The sequence below is a fragment of the Salinisphaera sp. G21_0 genome (genome assembly GCF_017744115.1).
Taxonomy (GTDB): domain Bacteria; phylum Pseudomonadota; class Gammaproteobacteria; order Pseudomonadales; family Endozoicomonadaceae; genus Endozoicomonas.
On record NZ_JAGHQW010000001.1, the window covers coordinates 50,327 to 70,647 of the forward strand.

16 protein-coding genes and 3 tRNA genes are annotated in these 20,321 nt (G+C 49.2%); 3 read left to right on the top strand and 16 right to left on the bottom strand.

The window, feature by feature from the left end; all coding sequences use genetic code 11:
• Positions 1 to 26: 26 nt before the first annotated feature.
• The 7 genes from J7439_RS00220 to acs all read right to left on the bottom strand — a co-directional run bounded on the left by J7439_RS00220 (position 27) and on the right by acs (position 4,751).
• Positions 27 to 425 carry a hypothetical protein gene (locus J7439_RS00220; RefSeq protein ID WP_209199612.1) on the bottom strand — a complete coding sequence of 133 codons (399 nt, stop codon included), beginning with the start codon at positions 423 to 425 and terminating at the stop codon, positions 27 to 29.
• Positions 426 to 559: 134 nt separating this feature from the next.
• Positions 560 to 1,138 carry a DJ-1 family glyoxalase III gene (locus J7439_RS00225; protein WP_209199613.1) on the bottom strand — a complete coding sequence of 193 codons (579 nt, stop codon included), beginning with the start codon at positions 1,136 to 1,138 and terminating at the stop codon, positions 560 to 562.
• A 282-nt stretch (positions 1,139 to 1,420) separates the two neighbouring features.
• On the bottom strand, positions 1,421 to 2,302 hold the full coding sequence (locus tag J7439_RS00230) for a patatin-like phospholipase family protein (protein WP_209199614.1): 882 nt from the start codon (positions 2,300 to 2,302) through the stop codon (positions 1,421 to 1,423).
• A gap of 34 nt (positions 2,303 to 2,336) precedes the next feature.
• A tRNA-Met gene (locus J7439_RS00235) sits at positions 2,337 to 2,413 on the bottom strand.
• A 54-nt stretch (positions 2,414 to 2,467) separates the two neighbouring features.
• A tRNA-Met gene (locus J7439_RS00240) sits at positions 2,468 to 2,544 on the bottom strand.
• Positions 2,545 to 2,600: 56 nt separating this feature from the next.
• Positions 2,601 to 2,677 (bottom strand) — tRNA-Met (locus tag J7439_RS00245).
• Positions 2,678 to 2,801: 124 nt separating this feature from the next.
• The gene (gene acs, locus J7439_RS00250; protein ID WP_209199615.1) at positions 2,802 to 4,751 is read right to left on the bottom strand and encodes an acetate--CoA ligase; all 1,950 of its coding nucleotides are present in this window, start codon (positions 4,749 to 4,751) and stop codon (positions 2,802 to 2,804) included.
• 364 nt (positions 4,752 to 5,115) lie between these two features.
• Here acs and J7439_RS00255 point away from each other — a divergent pair, with 364 nt between their 5' ends.
• Positions 5,116 to 8,619, top strand: coding sequence for a PAS domain-containing hybrid sensor histidine kinase/response regulator (locus J7439_RS00255; RefSeq protein WP_209199616.1), 3,504 nt, complete (start codon positions 5,116 to 5,118; stop codon positions 8,617 to 8,619).
• Here J7439_RS00255 and J7439_RS00260 read toward each other — a convergent pair.
• Positions 8,616 to 9,284 (bottom strand): response regulator, encoded by a 669-nt coding sequence (locus J7439_RS00260; protein ID WP_209199617.1) that lies wholly within the window; start codon positions 9,282 to 9,284, stop codon positions 8,616 to 8,618. The two genes, J7439_RS00255 and J7439_RS00260, sit on opposite strands and share 4 nt — an antisense overlap.
• 168 nt (positions 9,285 to 9,452) lie before the next feature.
• Between J7439_RS00260 and J7439_RS00265 the strand changes: the two genes are divergently transcribed.
• Complete coding sequence (locus tag J7439_RS00265; protein WP_209199618.1) at positions 9,453 to 10,181, top strand: hypothetical protein; 729 nt, start codon at positions 9,453 to 9,455, stop codon at positions 10,179 to 10,181.
• A gap of 90 nt (positions 10,182 to 10,271) precedes the next feature.
• Here J7439_RS00265 and J7439_RS00270 read toward each other — a convergent pair whose 3' ends face one another.
• The gene (locus J7439_RS00270) at positions 10,272 to 10,931 is read right to left on the bottom strand and encodes a lysophospholipid acyltransferase family protein (RefSeq protein ID WP_209199619.1); all 660 of its coding nucleotides are present in this window, start codon (positions 10,929 to 10,931) and stop codon (positions 10,272 to 10,274) included.
• Between the two features lie 240 nt (positions 10,932 to 11,171).
• Between J7439_RS00270 and dinB the strand changes: the two genes are divergently transcribed.
• Positions 11,172 to 12,299 (top strand): DNA polymerase IV, encoded by a 1,128-nt coding sequence (gene dinB, locus J7439_RS00275; RefSeq protein ID WP_209199620.1) that lies wholly within the window; start codon positions 11,172 to 11,174, stop codon positions 12,297 to 12,299.
• Here dinB and J7439_RS00280 read toward each other — a convergent pair.
• The 7 genes from J7439_RS00280 to J7439_RS00310 form a co-directional block, all read right to left on the bottom strand.
• The gene (locus J7439_RS00280; RefSeq protein WP_209199621.1) at positions 12,283 to 12,903 is read right to left on the bottom strand and encodes a paraquat-inducible protein A; all 621 of its coding nucleotides are present in this window, start codon (positions 12,901 to 12,903) and stop codon (positions 12,283 to 12,285) included. The two genes, dinB and J7439_RS00280, sit on opposite strands and share 17 nt — an antisense overlap.
• 100 nt (positions 12,904 to 13,003) lie before the next feature.
• A complete protein-coding gene (gene recJ, locus J7439_RS00285) occupies positions 13,004 to 14,740 on the bottom strand; it encodes a single-stranded-DNA-specific exonuclease RecJ (protein WP_209199622.1) in 1,737 nt (578 codons plus the stop codon).
• Between the two features lie 99 nt (positions 14,741 to 14,839).
• Entirely contained in the window at positions 14,840 to 16,078 is a 1,239-nt protein-coding gene (locus J7439_RS00290; RefSeq protein ID WP_209199623.1) for a hypothetical protein, read from the bottom strand.
• A 101-nt stretch (positions 16,079 to 16,179) separates the two neighbouring features.
• Positions 16,180 to 17,568, bottom strand: a complete 1,389-nt coding sequence (gene thrC, locus J7439_RS00295) for a threonine synthase (protein WP_209199624.1) — start codon at positions 17,566 to 17,568, stop codon at positions 16,180 to 16,182.
• A 77-nt stretch (positions 17,569 to 17,645) separates the two neighbouring features.
• Positions 17,646 to 18,950 (bottom strand): homoserine dehydrogenase, encoded by a 1,305-nt coding sequence (locus J7439_RS00300; protein ID WP_209199625.1) that lies wholly within the window; start codon positions 18,948 to 18,950, stop codon positions 17,646 to 17,648.
• A 91-nt stretch (positions 18,951 to 19,041) separates the two neighbouring features.
• Positions 19,042 to 19,302: a hypothetical protein gene (locus tag J7439_RS00305; protein WP_209199626.1), complete on the bottom strand. Its 261-nt coding sequence runs from the start codon at positions 19,300 to 19,302 to the stop codon at positions 19,042 to 19,044.
• A gap of 426 nt (positions 19,303 to 19,728) precedes the next feature.
• On the bottom strand, positions 19,729 to 20,130 hold the full coding sequence (locus tag J7439_RS00310) for a hypothetical protein (protein WP_209199627.1): 402 nt from the start codon (positions 20,128 to 20,130) through the stop codon (positions 19,729 to 19,731).
• Positions 20,131 to 20,321: the final 191 nt, after the last annotated feature.

Below are 20,321 nucleotides of genomic sequence, written 5' to 3' on the forward strand. Positions count from 1 at the left end.
TATTTTAAGGAGATTTTGGCAGTCAGTTATGCTGACTGCTGGTCATGGTTTGAGAAATAACGATGCAGTATTTCAGGGTCATCTTTCAAAGCATTAAATGCTTCTTTGGCATCGGTGGGTGTGATGCTGGTGCGATCCAGTTTCATGCGATGTATAGAGGCATCAAACCAGAACCAGTGATTGTCTTCGGTAAGACATAAGGCTCTTACTGAATAGCTGGTTGCTGGAATGAAGGGCAGGGGCATTCCACTGGTTAGTTGCTTTCTGACAATGGTGGAATTTTGACAAGAGTAGGTGGTGTTGTGGTAAATCCGCTCGAAACGGTTGAATTCGTGACCAAACATCTTGTTTGCCATAATGTCCTGTTTTTGACTCAGGTAGTACAGTGCAAAAATGCCAGCCACAATCAGGATAAAGCTTTCCATTTTTCATACCTCGTGGGTTAATGCACTGGGCTTCCCTGCGGCTTCGGAAAACCCTTATATGTATTCTATACGCATTTGTACAACTATGTTCAATTAACATCGCTGATGAGATTGGGGTTTTTACTGGAGAAGGATCACAATGCCCAGTCAGCAATCATCTGTTTGGCTATCGGCCGAAAAGCATCTTTTCCATAGAGCGCATCAACTAATTTAAATGAAAATCCCATGGCATTGCCCGGGCCCTGGGCTGTTATAACCCGTTTTTTTTCGTCCACCACTACGGTGTTTCCGGGATGTGTCAGGGGGCCTTCCATTTGCTCCATAAAGCTGGGATAGCAAGTCGCGTGGACGTTATCCAGTAAACCGTTGTGAGCAAGAACTACCGCAGGCGAGGCGCATATAGCCGCATACCATTTTCCTGCTTTTTGCTGATCATGCAGCAGTGTTATCAGCGTTTTGCAGTTCTTCAGGTTCTCGGCACCGGGCATACCACCAGGAAGGGCAATCAGGTGAAACGGCTTGCCTGTGCAGGCTTCTATATGCACATCTGCTGTGATCTGCATTTGGTGTGAGGTGGTGATGGTCTGCTTGCCATCAGGAAGACAGCTGGCTACAGTGACTTGTGCGCCCGCTCTCCTGAGTGTGTCTATGATGGTCACAGCTTCAATGTCTTCAGAGCCATCAGCAATTGGGATGAGAACCTGTCTTGGCATGGTAGACCCTCATTATGAAGGTGGGGTGTTAAGTAAGTGTCTGCAGCTTAAGGCCGTATAGGATCTTGTTGCGGGTAGTTAAAACTGAGAGATAAAGCTTCTGTATATTGGCTCTCTTCTGCACAGAATCAGACTACAAAATGAGAAAAAATGAATAACAGGATTGTTTTATCGTCGCTTTCAGTTCGCATTAAGATGTTTAAACAGGCTCTTATATGCCGACAGAATTTTAATCTAGCAGATAGTTAAGGCTGGTGAGATAAATTTGATAATGAATTGGTATTATGCCAGTTGCCCGGCAAGGTTGTAGCCGAGGTTGTAGCCACTGTGGTAATCAGACACAAGGTGATTTCTGTGTCTTGTTCCTCTGGAGGTGTTCAGTGGCTTCAGTGGCGAGATATGAACCAGATATATGCTTGAGTCTTGTGCAACTGATTCAGCAAGGTCTGCCGCCTGGTTGTAAATAGTGTTCTGATCTTTTATCAGCATTGACACGGCTGGCATTTGACGATTTTGCCAGGCATAAATTTTTGACCCGGTCGCTGAGCTTTTACGAAAGTTTGCTTGCCTGGTTCTAAGTACAACAATCTGGTTATGGCCGTCATCAATCGCTTTTTGTATTGGCAAGGGGTCTGATAAACTGCCATCGGTCAGGGCGTGGTTATTAACCAATACCGGTTTTCGATAAATCATGGGTAAGGCGCTGCTTGCCTTCAATGTGTCGTTGATCACCTCATTTGGTGTGTTGCTGTCAATGCTGTGATAAATGGGTTTTCCGCTTTCAATACATGTGCTGACAACGGTAAAGCGTTGAGAGTTCAGCCTCTTTCTGAAACGGTCAAAGTTTAAAGCGTTTTGCTGTGAAAGCTTTTGGAAAAACCAGTCAAGATCAAACAGATCCCCACCCCTGATATGGCGCAGAATACTGATAAACTCAGAGTCAAGGCATAGTTTGGTATAGATATCCAGATTGCGTCCACGTTGACCCGCAATAAATGAACTGAGATTCAGCGCGCCAGACGATACGCCATAGTAGCCATCGAAAGCTTTGACTCTTTTATCAAGAAAAGCGTCCAGAATACCAGCAGTGAAAATACCACGCATACCTCCACCTTCAACAACCAGCGCTCTTTTTATGGATGAGGAGGGGGCGATGTGTTGCATGGTTGGAGTGTTGAGGTTATTGATTGAAATAAGATGGTTGCGGGAGCTGGATTCGAACCAACGACCTTCGGGTTATGAGCCCGACGAGCTACCAGACTGCTCCATCCCGCGACAAAACTGCTCAGCTGATTCTTTCAAAAAGAAACATCAACTGCTTTATAAAAGTGGTTGCGGGAGCCGGATTCGAACCAACGACCTTCGGGTTATGAGCCCGACGAGCTACCAGACTGCTCCATCCCGCGATAAAGCTGATCAGTTGATTCTTTCAAAAAAAGAAACATCAACTGCTTTACAAAAGTGGTTGCGGGAGCTGGATTCGAACCAACGACCTTCGGGTTATGAGCCCGACGAGCTACCAGACTGCTCCATCCCGCGTCGAAAGAGAGGCGAATTATAGGGACGCTGGTTATAATGTCAAGGATTACCTGCGGCAAAAGGAGAAGGTGAAAGTGAGTGCGGTATTGGTTATGCAGGAATACCGCACGACAATTGACAATTATTAGCTGGCCACCGCTTTATTCGCGATCAACTGGTTCACGACTTCAGGATCTGCCAGCGTTGATGTGTCGCCAAGGTTTTCGAACTCGTCAGCAGCTATTTTCCGGAGAATCCGCCTCATGATTTTTCCAGACCGGGTTTTGGGAAGTCCCGGGGCCCACTGAATAATATCCGGGGTAGCAATCGGCCCTATCTCTTTTCTTACCCAGTCCTTCAGGTTCTTTTTCAGGTCTTCACTGGTGTCTGTCCCGCTATTGAGCGTGACATAAACATAGATCCCCTGGCCCTTGATATGGTGTGGGAAACCGACAACTGCAGCTTCCGCCACCTGCTGATGGGCTACCATTGCCGATTCTATTTCTGCCGTTCCCATACGGTGGCCGGAAACATTAATGACATCATCCACACGACCGGTGATCCAGTAATAGCCATCTTCATCCCTTCGGGCTCCGTCACCTGTTGTATACATGCCTTTAAAAGATGAGAAGTAGGTTTGAACAAAACGTTCATGATCTCCATAGACGGTTCTCGCTTGTCCGGGCCAGCTATCCAGGATAACAAGATTGCCTTCTCCGGGGCCATGGATCAGACGACCCATATTATCTACCAGGGCAGGTTGTACACCAAAGAATGGTCGTGTGGCTGAACCCGGCTTAAGGTCAGTAGCTCCCGGAAGTGGAGTGAGCATCGCAGCGCCTGTTTCGGTCTGCCACCAGGTGTCGACGATAGGGCAGCGCTCTTCACCAATGGTTGAGTAGTACCAGCTCCAGGCCTCGGGGTTAATGGGCTCACCTACAGAGCCCAGCAATCTGAGTGAGCTTCGATGAGTGTCTTTGATCACCGCATCGCCTTCTGCCATTAATGAGCGGATAGCCGTTGGTGCGATATAAAGAATATTCACACCGTGTTTATCGATGATTTTGCTGATGCGATTGGTTTCAGGATAGTTAGGCACTCCCTCATGCATCACAATGGTTGCGCCATTCAGCAAGGGGCCATAGGTGACGTATGAGTGTCCGGTAATCCAGCCAACGTCAGCATTGCACCAGAAGACTTCGCCGGGTTGATAGTCAAATACATATTGATGGGTCATGGAAGCGTATACCAGGTAGCCACCTGTGCTATGCATGACACCCTTTGGCTTTCCGGTAGAGCCTGAGGTGTAGAGGATAAAGAGTGGGTCCTCGGCATTCATCTCCCTGGCTTCGCAGTGTGGAGAAGTGAGTGCCGTTAACTCCTGCCACCAGACGTCACGGTGACGATGCCAGGCAATATCAGCGCCTGTGTGCTTGAGAACAATGACCTTCTCAATGGTGTGTGTGTCGGGGTGTGTCAGTGCTTCATCGACGTTGCTTTTAAGAGGGACTGTGCGCCCGCCTCGAACACCTTCATCGGCCGTAACGACAATCTTAGCTTTTGAGTCAATGATTCTTCCTGCCAGTGATTCCGGTGAAAATCCGCCAAACACCACGGAATGAATGGCCCCTATACGGCTGCAGGCCAGCATCGCAACGGTGGCTTCGATGACCATGGGCATATAGATTGCTACCACATCACCTTTGCGAACACCCTGACTCTTCAATGCATTGGCAAAGCGGCACACAAGTTCATGCAGTTCCCGGTAGGTGACCTTTCTGGCTTCACCTTCATCATCCGGCTCCCAGATAATGGCCAGCTGGTCACCTCGCTCTTCCAGGTGCCGGTCAAGGCAGTTGTGGGACGCATTGGTGGTACCATCATAAAACCAGTTGATGCTGACAAAGTGGTCGTCAAAAGAGACTTTTCTCACTTTGGAGAAAGGCTGGAACCAGTGGATGCGTTGGCCATGTTCGCGCCAGAAGCCTTCAGGGTTAATGATGGATTGCTGATACATTTCCAGATACTGGTCGTTGTTAACCAGTGTGTTCTCAAGAGCAGCAGGTTTTACTGGATAAACGGAGGTGTCAGACATATCACTTCCCTTAGTGTTGTTATTATTATTTAGTTCAAAATGACTCAGGGCGGTTTTTTATTTTGTTCAGGTTGAGTGATTGCTCACTAAAACGACTGTGAACGTATTTATTGAAGTGTTCTCAGTTTAGGATTTGCAGGGATTTCTGGTATTAGACTTTGGTCTTAACTTCTATCAGATAAAGTATACGGTCCCGATTTTGTGTAAACAATAACCCTATCACTATTTTGACTAATATCGAAAGTATCAGCCTTCCGACTGACGTACGATCAAGGGCGACATTCCACGGGCACCGGTGTATATTTCGCAGAGAAACGCCACAGAAAATTCTGCTTTGGTGGAATGACTTATAAGAATAATAGCTATGTCTGGATGGATACTGGCCCTTATTGCCACAGTGTACGTCGCCTGTCTGTTTATTGCGGCCTGGTTTGGTGATTATCGGGGGGCTGCTTTCAGAAAACGCTGGCAGCCCTTGATTTACAGCCTTTCTCTGGCTGTTTACTGTACTTCCTGGACTTTTTTCGGCGCTGTGGGGCAGGCCAGTGAAAATCTGTGGTCATTTCTTCCCATCTATCTTGGTCCCATCCTGGTTTTTGTTCTTTTCTGGAAGCTTCTGGTCAAGCTGATTACTGTCAGTAAACAGGAGAACATTACGTCAATTGCCGACTTTATCGCTTCCCGTCATGGTCGTTCCCACTTTATGGCGATTCTGGTGACCTTCATTCTGGTCATTGGTGTGCTTCCCTATATAGCACTGCAGCTAAAAGCTATTGTGATGGGCTTTGCTCAGCTGACGGATGACAGTCCAGGGTCTGGCCGATGGTCTCGGGAAGATCTGGCATTAGCCATCACCTTAACCCTGAGTGTTTTTGTCATTATGTTTGGTACCCGAAAGCTGGATGCTACCGAGCATCAGAATGGCATTATGACGGCTATTGCCTTTGAGTCTCTGGTTAAGCTCTCAGTTTTCCTGCTGGTGGGAATCTGGGTTTCGTGGGCTGCTGTGGATCATATTAATTTTGATGTCATCATCCAGCCGGGTGACGGGAATGCCGGGGTCAGCTGGTTTGATAGTATTATCATGCCTACGGTAATGGCCATGGCAGCCATACTGTGTCTGCCCCGGCAGTTTCATGTCACGGTGGTAGAAAACAGCAGCATTGATGATTTCCATAAGGCTCGATGGCTGTTTCCCGCCTATTTGTTGTTACTGGCTCTGTTTGTGATACCACTGGCGCTGGCTGGCAATCAACTATTGGGCAGCGCTGTGCCCGGTGATGCCTATTTGATTGAACTGCCAAAGCTGATGGGCAACTTACCCATGGCTGTGCTGGCTTTTCTGGGGGGCGTGTCTGCTGCCATCAGCATGGTGATTGTGGCAACACTTGCTTTGACCACCATGGTATCCAACGAAATTTTAATGCCATTACTGCTGCGCAGAAATAATCACAGTTACCGGGACAGTAATGACTTTTACCGGTTCAGTGGCCTGTTGCTGACGGTAAGGCGTACGACGATTGTCATTTTATTGATGTTGTCATGGGGTGTTTATCGACTTCTGGAAGGCGCTGGTTCTCTGGCTGCTATCGGTCAGATGTCATTTTCGGCCGTTGCTCAACTCGCCCCGGTGTTGCTGGGTAGTCTCTACATCAGGGAAAGCAATGCCAGGGCAGCCGCCGGTGGCCTGTTAGTAGGTTTTATGGTCTGGCTTTTCTGTCTGGTGATACCTGTGCTGGTTGATGTTTCATGGCTGGGTACCAGTGTTGTTCAGCAAGGTGTTTTTGGTTATGAGTGGCTTAAGCCAGATAATCTTTTTGGTCTGGGGGTTACCGGTACGGTCACCGGAGCAACACTGGTTGCGCTGTCTCTGAATACCTTTGTCTATCTTTGTGGCTGTCTTTACCTTAGGCCGGGTATTGAAGAGAGAAGGCAGTCCCGGAAGTTTGTTGATGCGGTCCTTTCTGAAGATGGTGTTTTCCCGAATGCAGCCATTACGGTAGGAGAGCTTGAGCAGCTGGCCAGCCGCTTTGTCAGTAAAAACCGGGTGCAGGGTGTTATTCAGAGCTTTGAGTCCGGGGATAGAAGGCTGCTATTCGGAGCGCTGAATGGTCATAAGCAGGCAGGGCCAGAACTGGTGGCCGCGATTGAACGGTTGCTGGCAGGAACGCTGGGGGCGTCATCGGCCCGTATTGTGATGAAGTCTCTGGCGCATGGGAATGTCGCGCTTGAAGAAGTTCAGGCTATGGTGGATGAGGCCTCGGAAGTATTTCAGTTCAACCGGGAACTGCTGCAGGGAGCGATTGAGCATATCAGTATGGGGATCAGTGTGGTTGATCGTAACCTGGAGTTAGTTGCCTGGAATCAGCAATATCTGCAGTTGTTTGACTACCCGAATGACCTGATTAAGGTGGGTCGTCCTATTTCAGATATGATTCGGCATAATGCCCTGAATGGACTTTGCGGCACCGGGGATGTGGACCATCACGTCAATAAACGGCTGTCATATATGAGGAATGGGACGGCCCATCGCTCAGAAAGGCGGCGACAGGATGGCAGGGTGATTCAGATTCAGGGGAATCCCATGCCCGGTGGTGGATTTGTTATGGCTTTCACCGATATCACCGGGTTCCGTCAGGTTGAGCAGGCCCTGAAAGAAGCAAATGAAAGTCTGGAGCATCGGGTGCAGGAGCGGACAAAAGAGCTGTCATTGTTAAATGTGCAACTTTTAGGGGCAAAGTCACAGGCCGAGAAAGCGAACCACTTGCGCTCACGTTTTTTTGCGGCAATCAGTCATGACCTTATGCAGCCAATGAATGCGGCTCGACTATTTACTGCCTCCATGGAGCTGGAAGCAAAAGGCACCGTGCATGAAGAACTGGCGCAAAATATCAGCAACTCATTAAGGTCTGCGGAGCATTTGTTGACAGATCTGCTGGATATGTCGCGAATAGAAGCCGGTAAGGTGGCGGTGAATCTTCGGGATGTTCCTGTAATGGAGGTTTTAGAGCCCCTGAGGTCTGAATTTTCGCTGTTGTCGAAGGAAGGCAGGCTGATGTTCAGGGTGGTCAGTTCTGATCGGCGCATTAAAACCGATCCGGTGCTTCTGAGAAGAATCTTACAAAATTTCCTGACCAATGCGTTTCGTTATGTTGCCAACACCCATAGAACAGGAAAAGTGCTTCTGGGATGTCGTTTTATCAACAATCGACAGCTTAGACTTGAGGTAAGGGATAATGGGCAGGGCATCCCCCAAGACAAGCAGGCACTGATTTTTGCAGAATTTGAGCGTTTATCGACAGCCGTGAATGGGTTGGGGCTTGGGCTCTCCATTGCTAAAGGTATAGCTCAGATCCTTGAGGCAAAAATTTCCTTGTCATCGTCGCCGGGAGAGGGGGCTGTTTTTTCCGTTGTGGTTCCTTTGGTCTCTGGGAGTATTGTGGATCCCGCAGTGTTGTCTTGTGATCCTGATCAGGGGAAAATGGGGTTGAAGGTCCTGTGTGTGGATGATGAACCGGACATTATCAAAGGTATGGCCAGTCTGTTAACTCGTTGGGGGTGTCGGGTGGAGACTGCGCAAAGTCATCATGAAGCCATTCAGTCGCTTGAGATCATGACGCCTGATTTATTGATGGTGGATTACCAGATGGGGGATCAGGCCAGCGGTATTGAGTTAATAGAACGTATCCGTAAAAGATCAGGTTATCAAACAAGTGCTGTTCTGGTCACCGCTAATCAACAGGATGAACTGCGGCGGCAATGCCGGGAGCTGAATATCAGCTATTTGAAAAAGCCCGTCAAGCCAGCTGCCATGAGGGCCATTCTGAACCGTTATGATGTTGAAAAACGCCAGTTAGAGACGGTTTAGTCTGCGGTTTTATGATCTTCCGGATCTTGACCGGGCATCTCAATTTCCAGCGCTTTGATGGCGATGACCGCCTGGGTCCTGCTTCTGACCCCCAGCTTTTTGAAAATGGCGGTCACATGAGCCTTGATCGTCGCTTCCGATACATTCAGGTCATAGGCAATCTGCTTATTCAACAGGCCTTCACTGATCATGCCCAGAACCCTGAACTGCTGTGGTGTCAGGGTTGCCAGTCTGGCTTCCATATCACTGCTTTGCCGGGATTCGACAGGTTGGAAGTTATCAGGCCACCAGTTTTCTCCATCCAGAACGTTGATAATGGCGGCTTTCAGGTCATCCAGCGGCGTAGACTTCGGAATGAAGCCACTGGCTCCATGGTTTTTGGTTTTCTGTATGATCTGCTGGTCATCAGAAGCTGAAACAATGACAACAGGAACATCCGGATATTGCCCTCTGAGAAATATCAACCCGGACAGCCCGTGCGCTCCTGGCATATGCAGGTCCAGCAAGATCAGATCCGGTGAGGCATTGTTGTCCAGAAGCATTTGCAGTTCAGCGATTGAACCAGCTTCGTGGATCACAGGTTCCTTGAGCGCGTGACCAACAGAGGACTTGAGAGCAGTCCGGAATAAGGGGTGGTCATCGGCAATTATTATTGTGTAGTCCATTTTTTGAGATTGCCATTATCTGTTTGATCGGTCAATTAAATAACCTCTGTGAACCCGTCAAAGATTCAGAGGTTTATTAAAGTATAAGTAAATCGATTTCAGATGATGGAACTATTCTCTGTTGGGGCGGTCATATGTAGTGGATAAGTACTGAAATAAGGGCTCTAAATGGTTGGTTCGGTCAATTTTTCTTCAGTTCCAGTTGCTGTTGATCAGGGTAAATACACTAAGGAGTATTTTGAGGATTATGAATCAAAAGCTCAAAGCCTGGCTGAATTAAAAGAGGACCGGGGAAAGAGTCCAGGATGGAATACGGTCAAGACGGTTGCGGTTTCTTCCCTTGCGGCAGTTTCCCAGCTCGGACAACTGGTTGGTAGCATGTTTGGCCATACTGTCTTTGCCCTCCCATCTGCCATGGTGGGTGGAATTTTCGGCTTTTGTGTTTATGCGCCCTTTATGAAGGCTGTGGATCATCTTTCGGGGAGAGAAAACACCAAGTCGTTCCTGGAATATACGATTACTCCAGCAAACATACTGAGTAATTTTATCTATAACCGGGTTACAGACCTTGCTTGTCGATATGTTGTGGGTTTCGGGCTTATGGTTGCGGTTGTGGAACCTGTTTATATCATCCTGGGCGGTCTGGCAGCAGGCACTTTATTGTCCCCATTAATTTACAATGACTTTAAAAATAATAACTCTAAAAATGTCGAGCATTTTATCGATGGTCCGGGAAATTTTTCAGTCAAGCTCAGTGCACAGCACTATTTATGGCAAAAATTTGATGATTGGGCTGCGGGCATTAAAAGAACTCCTTTAACTCTTCATGATCGAATTGCAGCTCAAGTGAATGCCAGGCAGGTTTCTATCAAGGATTTGGCGGATCTGGTTGGCTGATGATAAAGGGCATTCGTTTCCCCTGCTGCTTTACAGGCGCTCAATAACGCCTGTTGTAAAGCACTACACCCATTCTCAGCAGGGCGAAAATTAATCACAGGCATTATGAAGTCGGTGCCTGGGATGACCCTGAAGGTTGCGCTTTATGCATTTTGGTGATACCGGACTAAAGCATTCCGGATGTTTACCATAAATGTCTGAGTAAAATGCCTGTATTTCCGAAAGGTCTTTTTCGATGTCCTCCCCTGGCTCGATAACAGGACCAAATCCTCCGGTTCTGTCCTTGAAATCCAGAAAGGCAAGTACAATGGGGATGCCGGCATTTTTTGCCATATGGTAAAAGCCTGTGTGCCACCGCTCGCCACGTGCCCGGGTACCTTCAGGGCATATAACCAGGCCCAGCTTTCTGTGTTGCTTGAAAGTACAGACCGCCTGTTCTACCAGGCTGCCTCTTCTGCATCTGCCATTTCGATCCAGCGGAATCCCTCCCATCCAGCGCATAACCCAGTTGAACGGCCCCCAGAACAGGGTGTGTTTGCCCACCCAGTAACACTGTACACCGGTAGCAAGGCCAATCGCCATGCCATAGACAAAGTCCCAGTTACTGGTATGGGGAGCACCAACAAGCACGTACCTGGCCAGGCGTGGGGCTCTGCCCTGAATCCTCCAGCCCATCACTTTGAGAAACAGTTTTGCGAATAGAGAAAGGGTCTGGCTGACAATGGGTGTATTGAAAATTGTGATTTGCATAGTTCTGAGGGTGCCTTGCTATCCCGTTTACAGGAAGCGGTGTTGAAAGCTATCAAAAGAGCGATCGCTTTGAGCACAGCTTCATAACAGAAAATGAATGTATGCAGCCTTAACGATCCTTTTTTGCTGCATGAAGCCTGCTGCAAAAAAGCCATCTGGGGACTGGTTAACAGGCAAGGAATTGCTTGCCAAAAGCATTCTGTATGTATATACAGTGCTTATCCCTGAGCTAATTGGAACATGATGGAAAGTAATGCCATTCTTGAGCAAAAGGTGGTCCAGAGAAAAATCATACATATCGATTTTGACGCCTTCTTTGCCAGTATTGAAATACGTGATAATCCGAGGTTGTCAGGAAAGGCGGTTGCTGTCGGGGGGGCTCCGGATCGTAGAGGTGTGATTGCCACTTGTAACTATGAGGCGCGTCGATTTGGTGTGCATTCAGCCATGTCTTCGGCCCAGGCGATGAGACTCTGCCCGGAGCTGAAGATCATTCCTCCCCGCTTTTCTGTTTATCGTGCCGCGTCTTCTGAAGCTCATGCCATTTTTCGCCAATATACTGATTTAATTGAACCTTTGTCCCTGGATGAGGCCTATCTCGATGTCACCGGAACGCATCTTTGTCGAGGCAGTGCCACCTTGATTGCCGAGGAAATCCGGCAGAAAATTTTTCAACAATTGCATGTCACCGTCTCTGCCGGCGTTGCCACGAATAAGTTTCTGGCCAAGATTGCCAGTGACTGGAATAAACCCAATGGCCTTTTTGTGATCACTCCGGAACAGGCGGATGATTTTATTTTCGATCTGCCCGTGAAAAAAATTCATGGGGTAGGGCGGGTGACCGCCGGGAAATTGCACAAAAAAGGCATCAATACCTGTGGGCAATTACGCCAGTATTCCATTCTTGAGTTAAGTCGCTGGTTTGGCAGTTTTGGTGAACGGTTGTGGGAGCTGTCCCGGGGGAGGGATGATCGTGAGGTGCAGACCAGTCGGCGCAGGAAGTCCCTTTCTGTTGAGCATACTTATGATAAAGACCTGGCGGGGCTTGCGGATATTACTGCACAGGTTATCCCGTTGCTTGAAGAACTTCAGGAACGTTACCAGCGTATTGAAAAGGAATACGAGGTGCATAAGCACTTTGTTAAGGTGAAGTTTGCTGATTTTACCCAGACCACCCTTGAGGAGAGTCTGCCGACAACCGGTGAAACTGTTATGGAACATTTTACTCAGTTGCTGGTAAGAGCCTGGGAGCGGGGAGGCCGCCCGGTCAGGCTTCTTGGCTTAGGGGTCAGGCTTGTGGATCTCCGTGAAGAAAGAGCGCTTGAGCAGCTGGAGCTTTTTGAAAAGAAAATCATGGGGCTGGTGTAGTCTCCCGTTTTATTTCTGCCAGCTGTCCCATCACATTACTGACCAGACAATAAGCCACGAACCAATAAAAGCCAGAGTGCAGTGATGCATCAAATTGCACAATCTGCCTGGAATCGACATATCCAGCAGTTGTGGCATTGGCCGCCAGAAAGGCGATAAGCACACCAATGGCAAACACATCAGCCATGGACCATTTGCCCAGTAAACTGTTCAGCCTGAGCAGTCTCTGGTTTTCCCTGACAAAATTAGCCAGCAACAGGAAACCCAGTTTTGTCACCGGGATCACCAGGCTGAAGGTGACAATCAGTATTGCCACAAAATAATAGCCACTGTTCCAGAGATCTCCAGCGGTACCGAGAATGGAACGCTTCTTTTCATAAACAGTGGATGTTCCTTTAACATCCAGACGATTAAGGAACTGGGTAGCCAGACCCGCCATGGCAGGATGAAGGTTTTGCTGCTGAACGATATGCCTTGCCTCATTCAGCATTGCCTGACGATCAAGATCGGCCTTGATGGTCATCATGGGTTGAGTCACTCCCGGAATCAGCAGGCAAAGGGAGGTGATTATCATCAGCGTGAGTAGCCATCTGGAAGCTGTCATCAACGACCTCATTGTTCTTCTTAATAAGGAATAGATTCTGATAGCTCAGTTTGGTCTAAGTAGCTGCGTTTGTCAGCTTGCCAATCATGATGGGGCTATTTCATGCCGGTTCAAAATGTTCAACCATCAGTTGTAAGTTGTGCTGACCACGGAATTCATTAATATCGAGTTTATAGACAGCCTTGATCTGACGAATATTGGGATCAGGCCACACCCTGTTGTCAATATTAAAGGCAATGGCATCCAGCCAGAGTTCACTGCCGGGTATTTTGAGTACCATTTTGAGGTGCTTCTCTCCCACCAGTTTCTGCTGAATGATTTGAAATTGGCCATCAAAGCAGGGCTCAGGAAAACTTTGTCCCCATGGCCCCCCTTCGCGGAGGGTATAGGCGGTTGCCATGGTTACCTGGCCAGGCATCAGTTCACCGTCAGTGTGCACTTCTGCCTGAAGGTCTTCAGCGGTCAGTTGTTTTCTGACTTCAAGGTCAAAAGCCGTTTGAAATTCGTTGTATTTTGCTTTTGTTATGGACAGCCCCGCGGCCATGGCGTGACCACCAAATTTGATAATAAGCCCGGGGTTATCCCTGGCAATACTGTCCAGTGCATCACGCATATGCAGTCCCTGAATCGACCTGGCAGAGCCTTTCAGTTCTGGCTCTCCCACTGGATTATCTGCTTCAGCAAAAGCAATCACTGGACGGTTCAGTTTCTCTTTTACCCGGGAAGCCAGAATGCCAACCACGCCCTGGTGCCAGCTTTCCTGAAACAAACTGACGCCCCATGGCAGGTCTGTTTGCTGGTTAAAGCGGATTTTCTCCAGCTCTGCCATGGCCTGGCTGTGCATACTGCCCTCAATGGCTTTTCGGTCACGGTTAAGACCATCCAGCTCAACGGCTAACTCCCTCGCCCGGTTTATATCGTCGCAAAGGAGCAGTTCGATACCAATCGACATATCATCCAGGCGTCCAGCCGCATTAAGTCTTGGACCCAGGGCAAAGCCCAGGTCAGACGCGACCAGTTTTTCAGCATTTCTACCGGATACCTCAATCAGCGCTGTAATGCCCGGTCGACAGCGGCCAGAACGGATACGGGCAAGCCCCTGGAATACCAGTATGCGGTTATTGCTGTCCAGCTTGACCACATCAGCCACTGTGCCGAGGGCAACAAGGTCGAGAAGTTCAGCCAGATTGGGCTCTGTGTTCTCCTGAAAATAACCCCGTGACCGCAACAGGGTTCGCAAGGCACACATCAGGTAGAAAATAACGCCTACCCCGGCGGTATTTTTGCCGGGAAACGGGCAGTCTGGCTGATTAGGGTTAACAATCGCATCGGCTTCAGGCAGTTCGCGACCCGCCAGATGGTGGTCGGTAACCACAACTTTCATCCCTCTGCTTTTTGCTGCCAGTACACCGGTAAGGCTGGAGATGCCATTATCGACGGTGATTAATACATCCGGTTGAAAGGGCAGGGCGGCTTCAACAATTTCAGGGGTCAGGCCATAACCATAGTCAAAGCGGTTGGGCACCAGAAAATCGGCATGGCCACCCATGCTCCTCAGCGCCAGAACAGCGAGTGCACTGCTGGTGGCACCATCGCAGTCGAAGTCGCCAACAATTAACATGCGCTGCTGGTTGATAATAGCCTCAGCCAGAATGTCAGCGGCTTTATCAATATCCCTGAGTTGCCGGTAGTCGCTTAACTGTTGCAGCTGGCGAGGCAGTTCATCCTGAGTTTTAACGCCCCGGGCACTGTATATTCTGGCCAGCAGAGGATCCATCTCTGGCGTGAAGCAACAGGTTGAGAGGTCGTAGGTACGGCGGATTATATTCACAGGCATAAATGAAACAACAGGCGATGAAGCGAAAGGAAGTGTCAGGGTAACACAGTTTTCGTTTAGCGGGGGCGAAATAGAGAGCCTGCAAAGCACCGTAATGGATTACTTTGACGCGTTTATCTTCCGTCTCAGTTCAGCCATATAATGCACATGTGACCGACTATGACGGCCATACAATGTATTTTTCCCCGTGGCTTTATGAGCGTGAATTATGGTCCGTCGACCAAGGATGGTTGGAGCCAGGCGTTTATGCCATCGCTTATAGCCAAAGGGGGTGTTAATAAGGTCATGGTGAATCAGATAGTTGTCAATCAGTCCGTTTTTGGCCAGCTCCCTGTCATCTATTGTCAGATTTTTTATTGCTTTTCGGCCCAGTGCGACCGGGTTGAATGTTCGACCCGGAACCCTGTTTTTCGCGGCGCTGTATTGAACCAGGCCGCCGCCCAGAGAGTGCCCGACTAAAAACAGCATACCCAGAGAGTTATCAAGCCCCATGGCTTTCAGCGTTGCTTTGGAATGGGTCATACTCTTGATTAACTCCACCAGTCTGGATGCCTGAAGGTAGCAGTCCGGGATCTTATATCCCGCCAGGTTTTGCCAGTCAGCTTTTAGCCGGGCTCGGAGCCGACCTGGTTTTTTACCTATTTTCAGGCCGTTTTCATCAAGAAGTTCACTTGCGCCATTGGCTGAATTGGTTCCACCAAAAACCAGTGTTATTTTGTGGGTGACCTGATTAATCGCCATAACCGCAATCAGCCCTGTCGTATGATCTATGATCATGCCAGAGGGCAGCAGAGTTATATTCCGGAAGCATTCGCTGTTTGCCATGTCTTGCTGCTCAGGAGTAAGTGAACTCTTTTTTTGCTCCGGGCAATGATCTTCTTTTGCACAACTGAGGATTTCTTCGAAAAAACGGGGCTCAATTTTATGGTGCAATGCTTCTGATCGATTGGTATCACTACTGTCCATCAGAATGTTTTCAGCTTCCCTGACTATTTCCCAGCAACGGATCGGGTCGTGGTTGAGTTTGTATGGGATCTGGGCAATGGCTGAGTCGATAGCCAGTTCTCTTAGTTGCTCTGGATTATTGGGCAAAGGCACTTGCTCCCAGTACCGCCCACTCATTAATGGCGGGGTTATTCCCGGAACCTGGCGTATTGATCGATGCAATAATGCCATTCCTGCCTTGAAGTTCATCTTCAATGATGACATCCACCGGGTAAACTTCTGGCCAAGAGACCGTTTTACCTGGTGTCCCTGATGATGCCCTGTGGGCTCTTGCGTCGAAGTGTCCGATGACGAGGGTGAATTTATGGAAGGGGCAATTTTATCGGGTTTCATTGGTGACAGTTTCCAGAACACTCCCTGTTCTGGATCGGCAGAATCACAACTGCTTGAAGGCGAAACCAGCATGCACTTTGCAGGCGTGATGGTTTTGAACGTCAGGTGCTTTGGATGAAAGACTTGAGAGATGAAAGTTCGTTGTCAAGAATATCGTAACGCTCCTCCCGCCCAAACAAATCAGCCATATGAGCTGGCAGTGCTGGTGCGTCCAGGCCCGCTTTGACGATCGCGTCAGGGAATTTTACCGGGTGGGCGGTTGCCAGGGTTACCACTGGCGTTTCTCTGGCCAGCCCAGCTTCTTCGGTTGCCCGGATACCGGTTGCTGTGTGGGGGTCCGCAAGATACCCGGTGTTACTATACAGGGCGCTGATCGTATCGCAGACCTGCTGATCATCAGAACGGCTGCTATCAAACAGTGCTCTGATGGCCTGCCATGCATCATTATCAACACGGATATTTCCCGTTTCCCGAAAACCAGACATCAGTTCCGCCAGGGCGTCGCCATTACGGTTATGCATATCAAACAGCAGGCGTTCAAAGTTACTGGAAACCATAATGTCCATACTGGGCGACAGTGTCTGCTGCAGTGCTTCCTTGCGGTAGTCATTGTTCTGGAAGAAACGGTGGAGAATGTCATTGTGATTGGTGGCAACAATCAGTTTTTCTATGGGCAGGCCCATTCCCCGGGCGATATAGCCTGCAAAGATATCGCCAAAGTTGCCGGTAGGCACTGCAAAGCTGACAGGTTGATCCGGCGCACCAAGGGCCAGGGCCGCGTGAAAATAATAGACAATCTGGGCCATGATTCTGGCCCAGTTGATGGAGTTAACGGCAACGAGCCGGGTGTTTTCCGGCAGGAACGACTGGTCGGCAAAACATCTTTTCACCATATCCTGACAGTCATCAAAATTGCCCTGTATGGCAATGTTGTGAACATTGCTGTCCAGAACCGTCGTCATCTGACGACGCTGAACTTCTGATACCCGTTGATAAGGATGAAGAATAAATATATCCAGATGATCGCTGTGGCGACAGCCTTCGATGGCTGCCGATCCGGTATCACCAGACGTTGCACCCAGTACTATGGCCTTTTCATTACGCTCTGTCAGTGTGTGGTCCAGAAGGCGACCCAGCAGTTGCAGTGCAAAGTCTTTGAAGGCCAGGGTTGGGCCGTGGAAAAGTTCCATAACCCACTGATTGGCACCGAGTTGCTGAAGTGGTGCGACAGCCTGATGGCTGAACCCGGCATAACTGTCATCAATCATCTGCCTGAGTTTGTTATCCGGGATGGTTCCACCGACAAAAGGCTGGATGATTTTAAAGGCGAGCTTATGGTAGGGGAGCCCCTTTAGCGACCGAATAGTCTCAGCGCTGAACTGTGGCAGGGTTTCTGGTACGTAAAGACCACCATCATCCGCCAGCCCGGCCAGCAGAACATCCTGAAAATCTTTGGTGTGTCCCTGTCCTCGGGTACTGATGTATTTCACTGGGAATTCCGTATATCTGTTTATTACTCTGACAGCACCGCTTACCCACCAAAGAGTAAGCGGGTGGGCAAATAGCTTCAGGCCATGGTTTCAACACGAATTCGGGTGATGGGGGATTTAATATCCTCCAACGCTTCGAGTTCAGAGATGGCTTTGTCCATGGTGCCTTCAAGAGTACGGTGGGTGAGGATAACGATATCCGCACAACCATCATCTTCACGAGTGACTTTCTGGGTAATGGCGTCGATATTAATGCCGTGTCTGCTCAGCACCCGGGTAACGGCATTCATTACTCCGGGGTGATCGTCGGCATGGATGCGCAGATAAAAACTGCACACTGTCTCGGTAATCGGCAGTACCGGAAGTGTGTCGCTCAGGCTTTCCGCTGAGAAACCCAGGGCATTAACGGCAGCGTCTGGAGCGTCAATGGTTCTGGCAATATCAACGATATCGGCGATCACGGAAGATGCCGTGGGTTCAGCACCAGCCCCGGGGCCGCTGTACATGGTCTGGCCAACTCCATCCCCCTGAACCACAACTGAGTTCATCACACCATTGATGTTGGCCAGTGGACGATCGGAAGGAATCAGGGTCGAGTGGACCCGAAGTTCAATGCCATTGGCTGCCTTGCGGGCAACACCAAGGTGTTTGATTCTAAAGCCAAGAGAAGCCGCATACTGAATGTCACTGGGCGTGATTTCGCTGATGCCTTCGGTATAGGCTTTGGTGAACTGCAAAGGAATACCAAAAGCGATAGACGCCATAATAGTCAGCTTGTGACAGGCATCAATACCTTCGACATCAAACGTTGGATCTGCTTCAGCGTAGCCCAGCGCCTGTGCTTCTTTCAGAACATCGGCAAACGGGCGGTTATGGTCACCCATTTCCGTCAGGATATAGTTGCCGGTACCGTTAATAATACCCGCCAGCCAGCTAATGCTGTTCGCCGACAGCCCTTCCCTCAGACACTTGATGATGGGAATGCCACCGGCAACCGCCGCCTCATAGGCGACAATGACATTTTTATTACGGGCAGCCTGGAAGATCTCGTTACCATGTTCGGCAATCAGGGCCTTGTTGGCAGTGACCACATGTTTTCCCTGTTCGATTGCCGTCAGAATCAGCTCTTTGGCGACATCATAGCCACCAATGGTTTCTACCAGAATATCAATTTCAGGGTTGTGAGCGACTGCAAAAATATCCCGGGTAACGTTGATGTCCCCGGTGTCGCAGTCAGAATTATCCCGGCGGGCACCAACCTGCTCAATAATCACAGGACGTCCGGCCCGGGCAGTAATAATTCTGGCGTTACGATGAAGTACATTGAAGGTGCCACCACCAACAGTACCAAGTCCACAGATACCTACTTTGACCGGTTTCAAGGTGTTCCCCATATTCATTGTTATGATCATTCCCGGTAATACCGGTAGGGATTATAACCTTAAACAGGTTTTTGATGCGATATGGGCGGTGTCATTCGCGGGCACTGTCTCGCAGTAATTTCATGGCGTCTTCATAATTGGGGGGATCCGGGAACAGGTGTTTGTAGGATGGTGGAACGTTAAGGGGATCCATGGAGTCCGAAGATGCACGCATATCAGCCTTATCTGGCAAGGACTTCTGGTCAATCATTCCAGTGGCCGTAATCAGGGCTGTTGTTACCGGTTCTGTTGTTTCCTGGTCTGTTGTGCCGGTAATGTCTCTGGCAGGTGTATCGTCCTGATCAGGAGGCAAATTGTCTTCCTTGGAGTCATTATTAGCAAGACATGATGATTTCTGTATTTGTTTCGCGCACAGATATCCCGCACCACCGAAAGCCAACCCAGTGACAATTGTTATTCCCACAGTGGTTAGAGAACATAAGCCTGTTGCAGCAACACATTTGTCGCAATCAGTTACATTTCCATATTGCAAGCAGTACATGCAATCATTGACGTTCCAATTGGTGATTGTGGACCCCAGGTAACTACCAACGCCAAGGCCAGCAGTGGCCCCGCAGACCGAACAATTACGACGGTTGACAGCCGGGTCGGTGATGGGGTCGGTGACGTATCTGGTGATGGTTTGTGCAGTGGGTGCATTAAGCATTTTGCGATTTACTCCGCTTAACGGATTTAAAAACAACAGGCAGTGTATGCGCTGTCACGTATGGCTATTGAATCATGCTACGTCGCGCACTGAGTTAATTGCCTCTTCATAAGCGGGAGGGGCGTGGCTCAGGTTGTCGTAGATTGGTGGATAGGGAGGGGAAGCCATTGAATCCGGAGATGCAGGCAAACGATTTTCGTGCAGCAAGGGTTCGACATCAATCACTGAAGAATCCTTACCTGGCGCTGTTTGCTCCTGATCTTCCGAACGACTAGAGTGCCTGTCAGAGAAAGGGCCTTTCGGATGACACAGTGCCTTGGCCAGCCTGTAGCCATCTTTGGAAGAGTAGAGTGATCGCTGTTCCTGAGTTGCACACGTGTACCCCAAAGAGCCCAGAGTCAACGCCCCTGCCAGACCGCCGACTATTGCCATTCCTCCGGATATGCCGGTGATAGCGCACACTTTGCCGGTCATTACACAGCAATTGAAACAGCAGTCTGCTTTTTTCAGATTTCCAAGAAAGCAGCAACAGTCTTTGACAAAATTCGTGCAAGTACAGGAAGTGACTTTGACTCCTGTGAAAAGGCCTAAACCCCCGCCAGTATCAAACCCGCAGAGGAAACCTCCATCGCAGCAGACTTTTGGCTCGGTCATTTGTCTGGTGA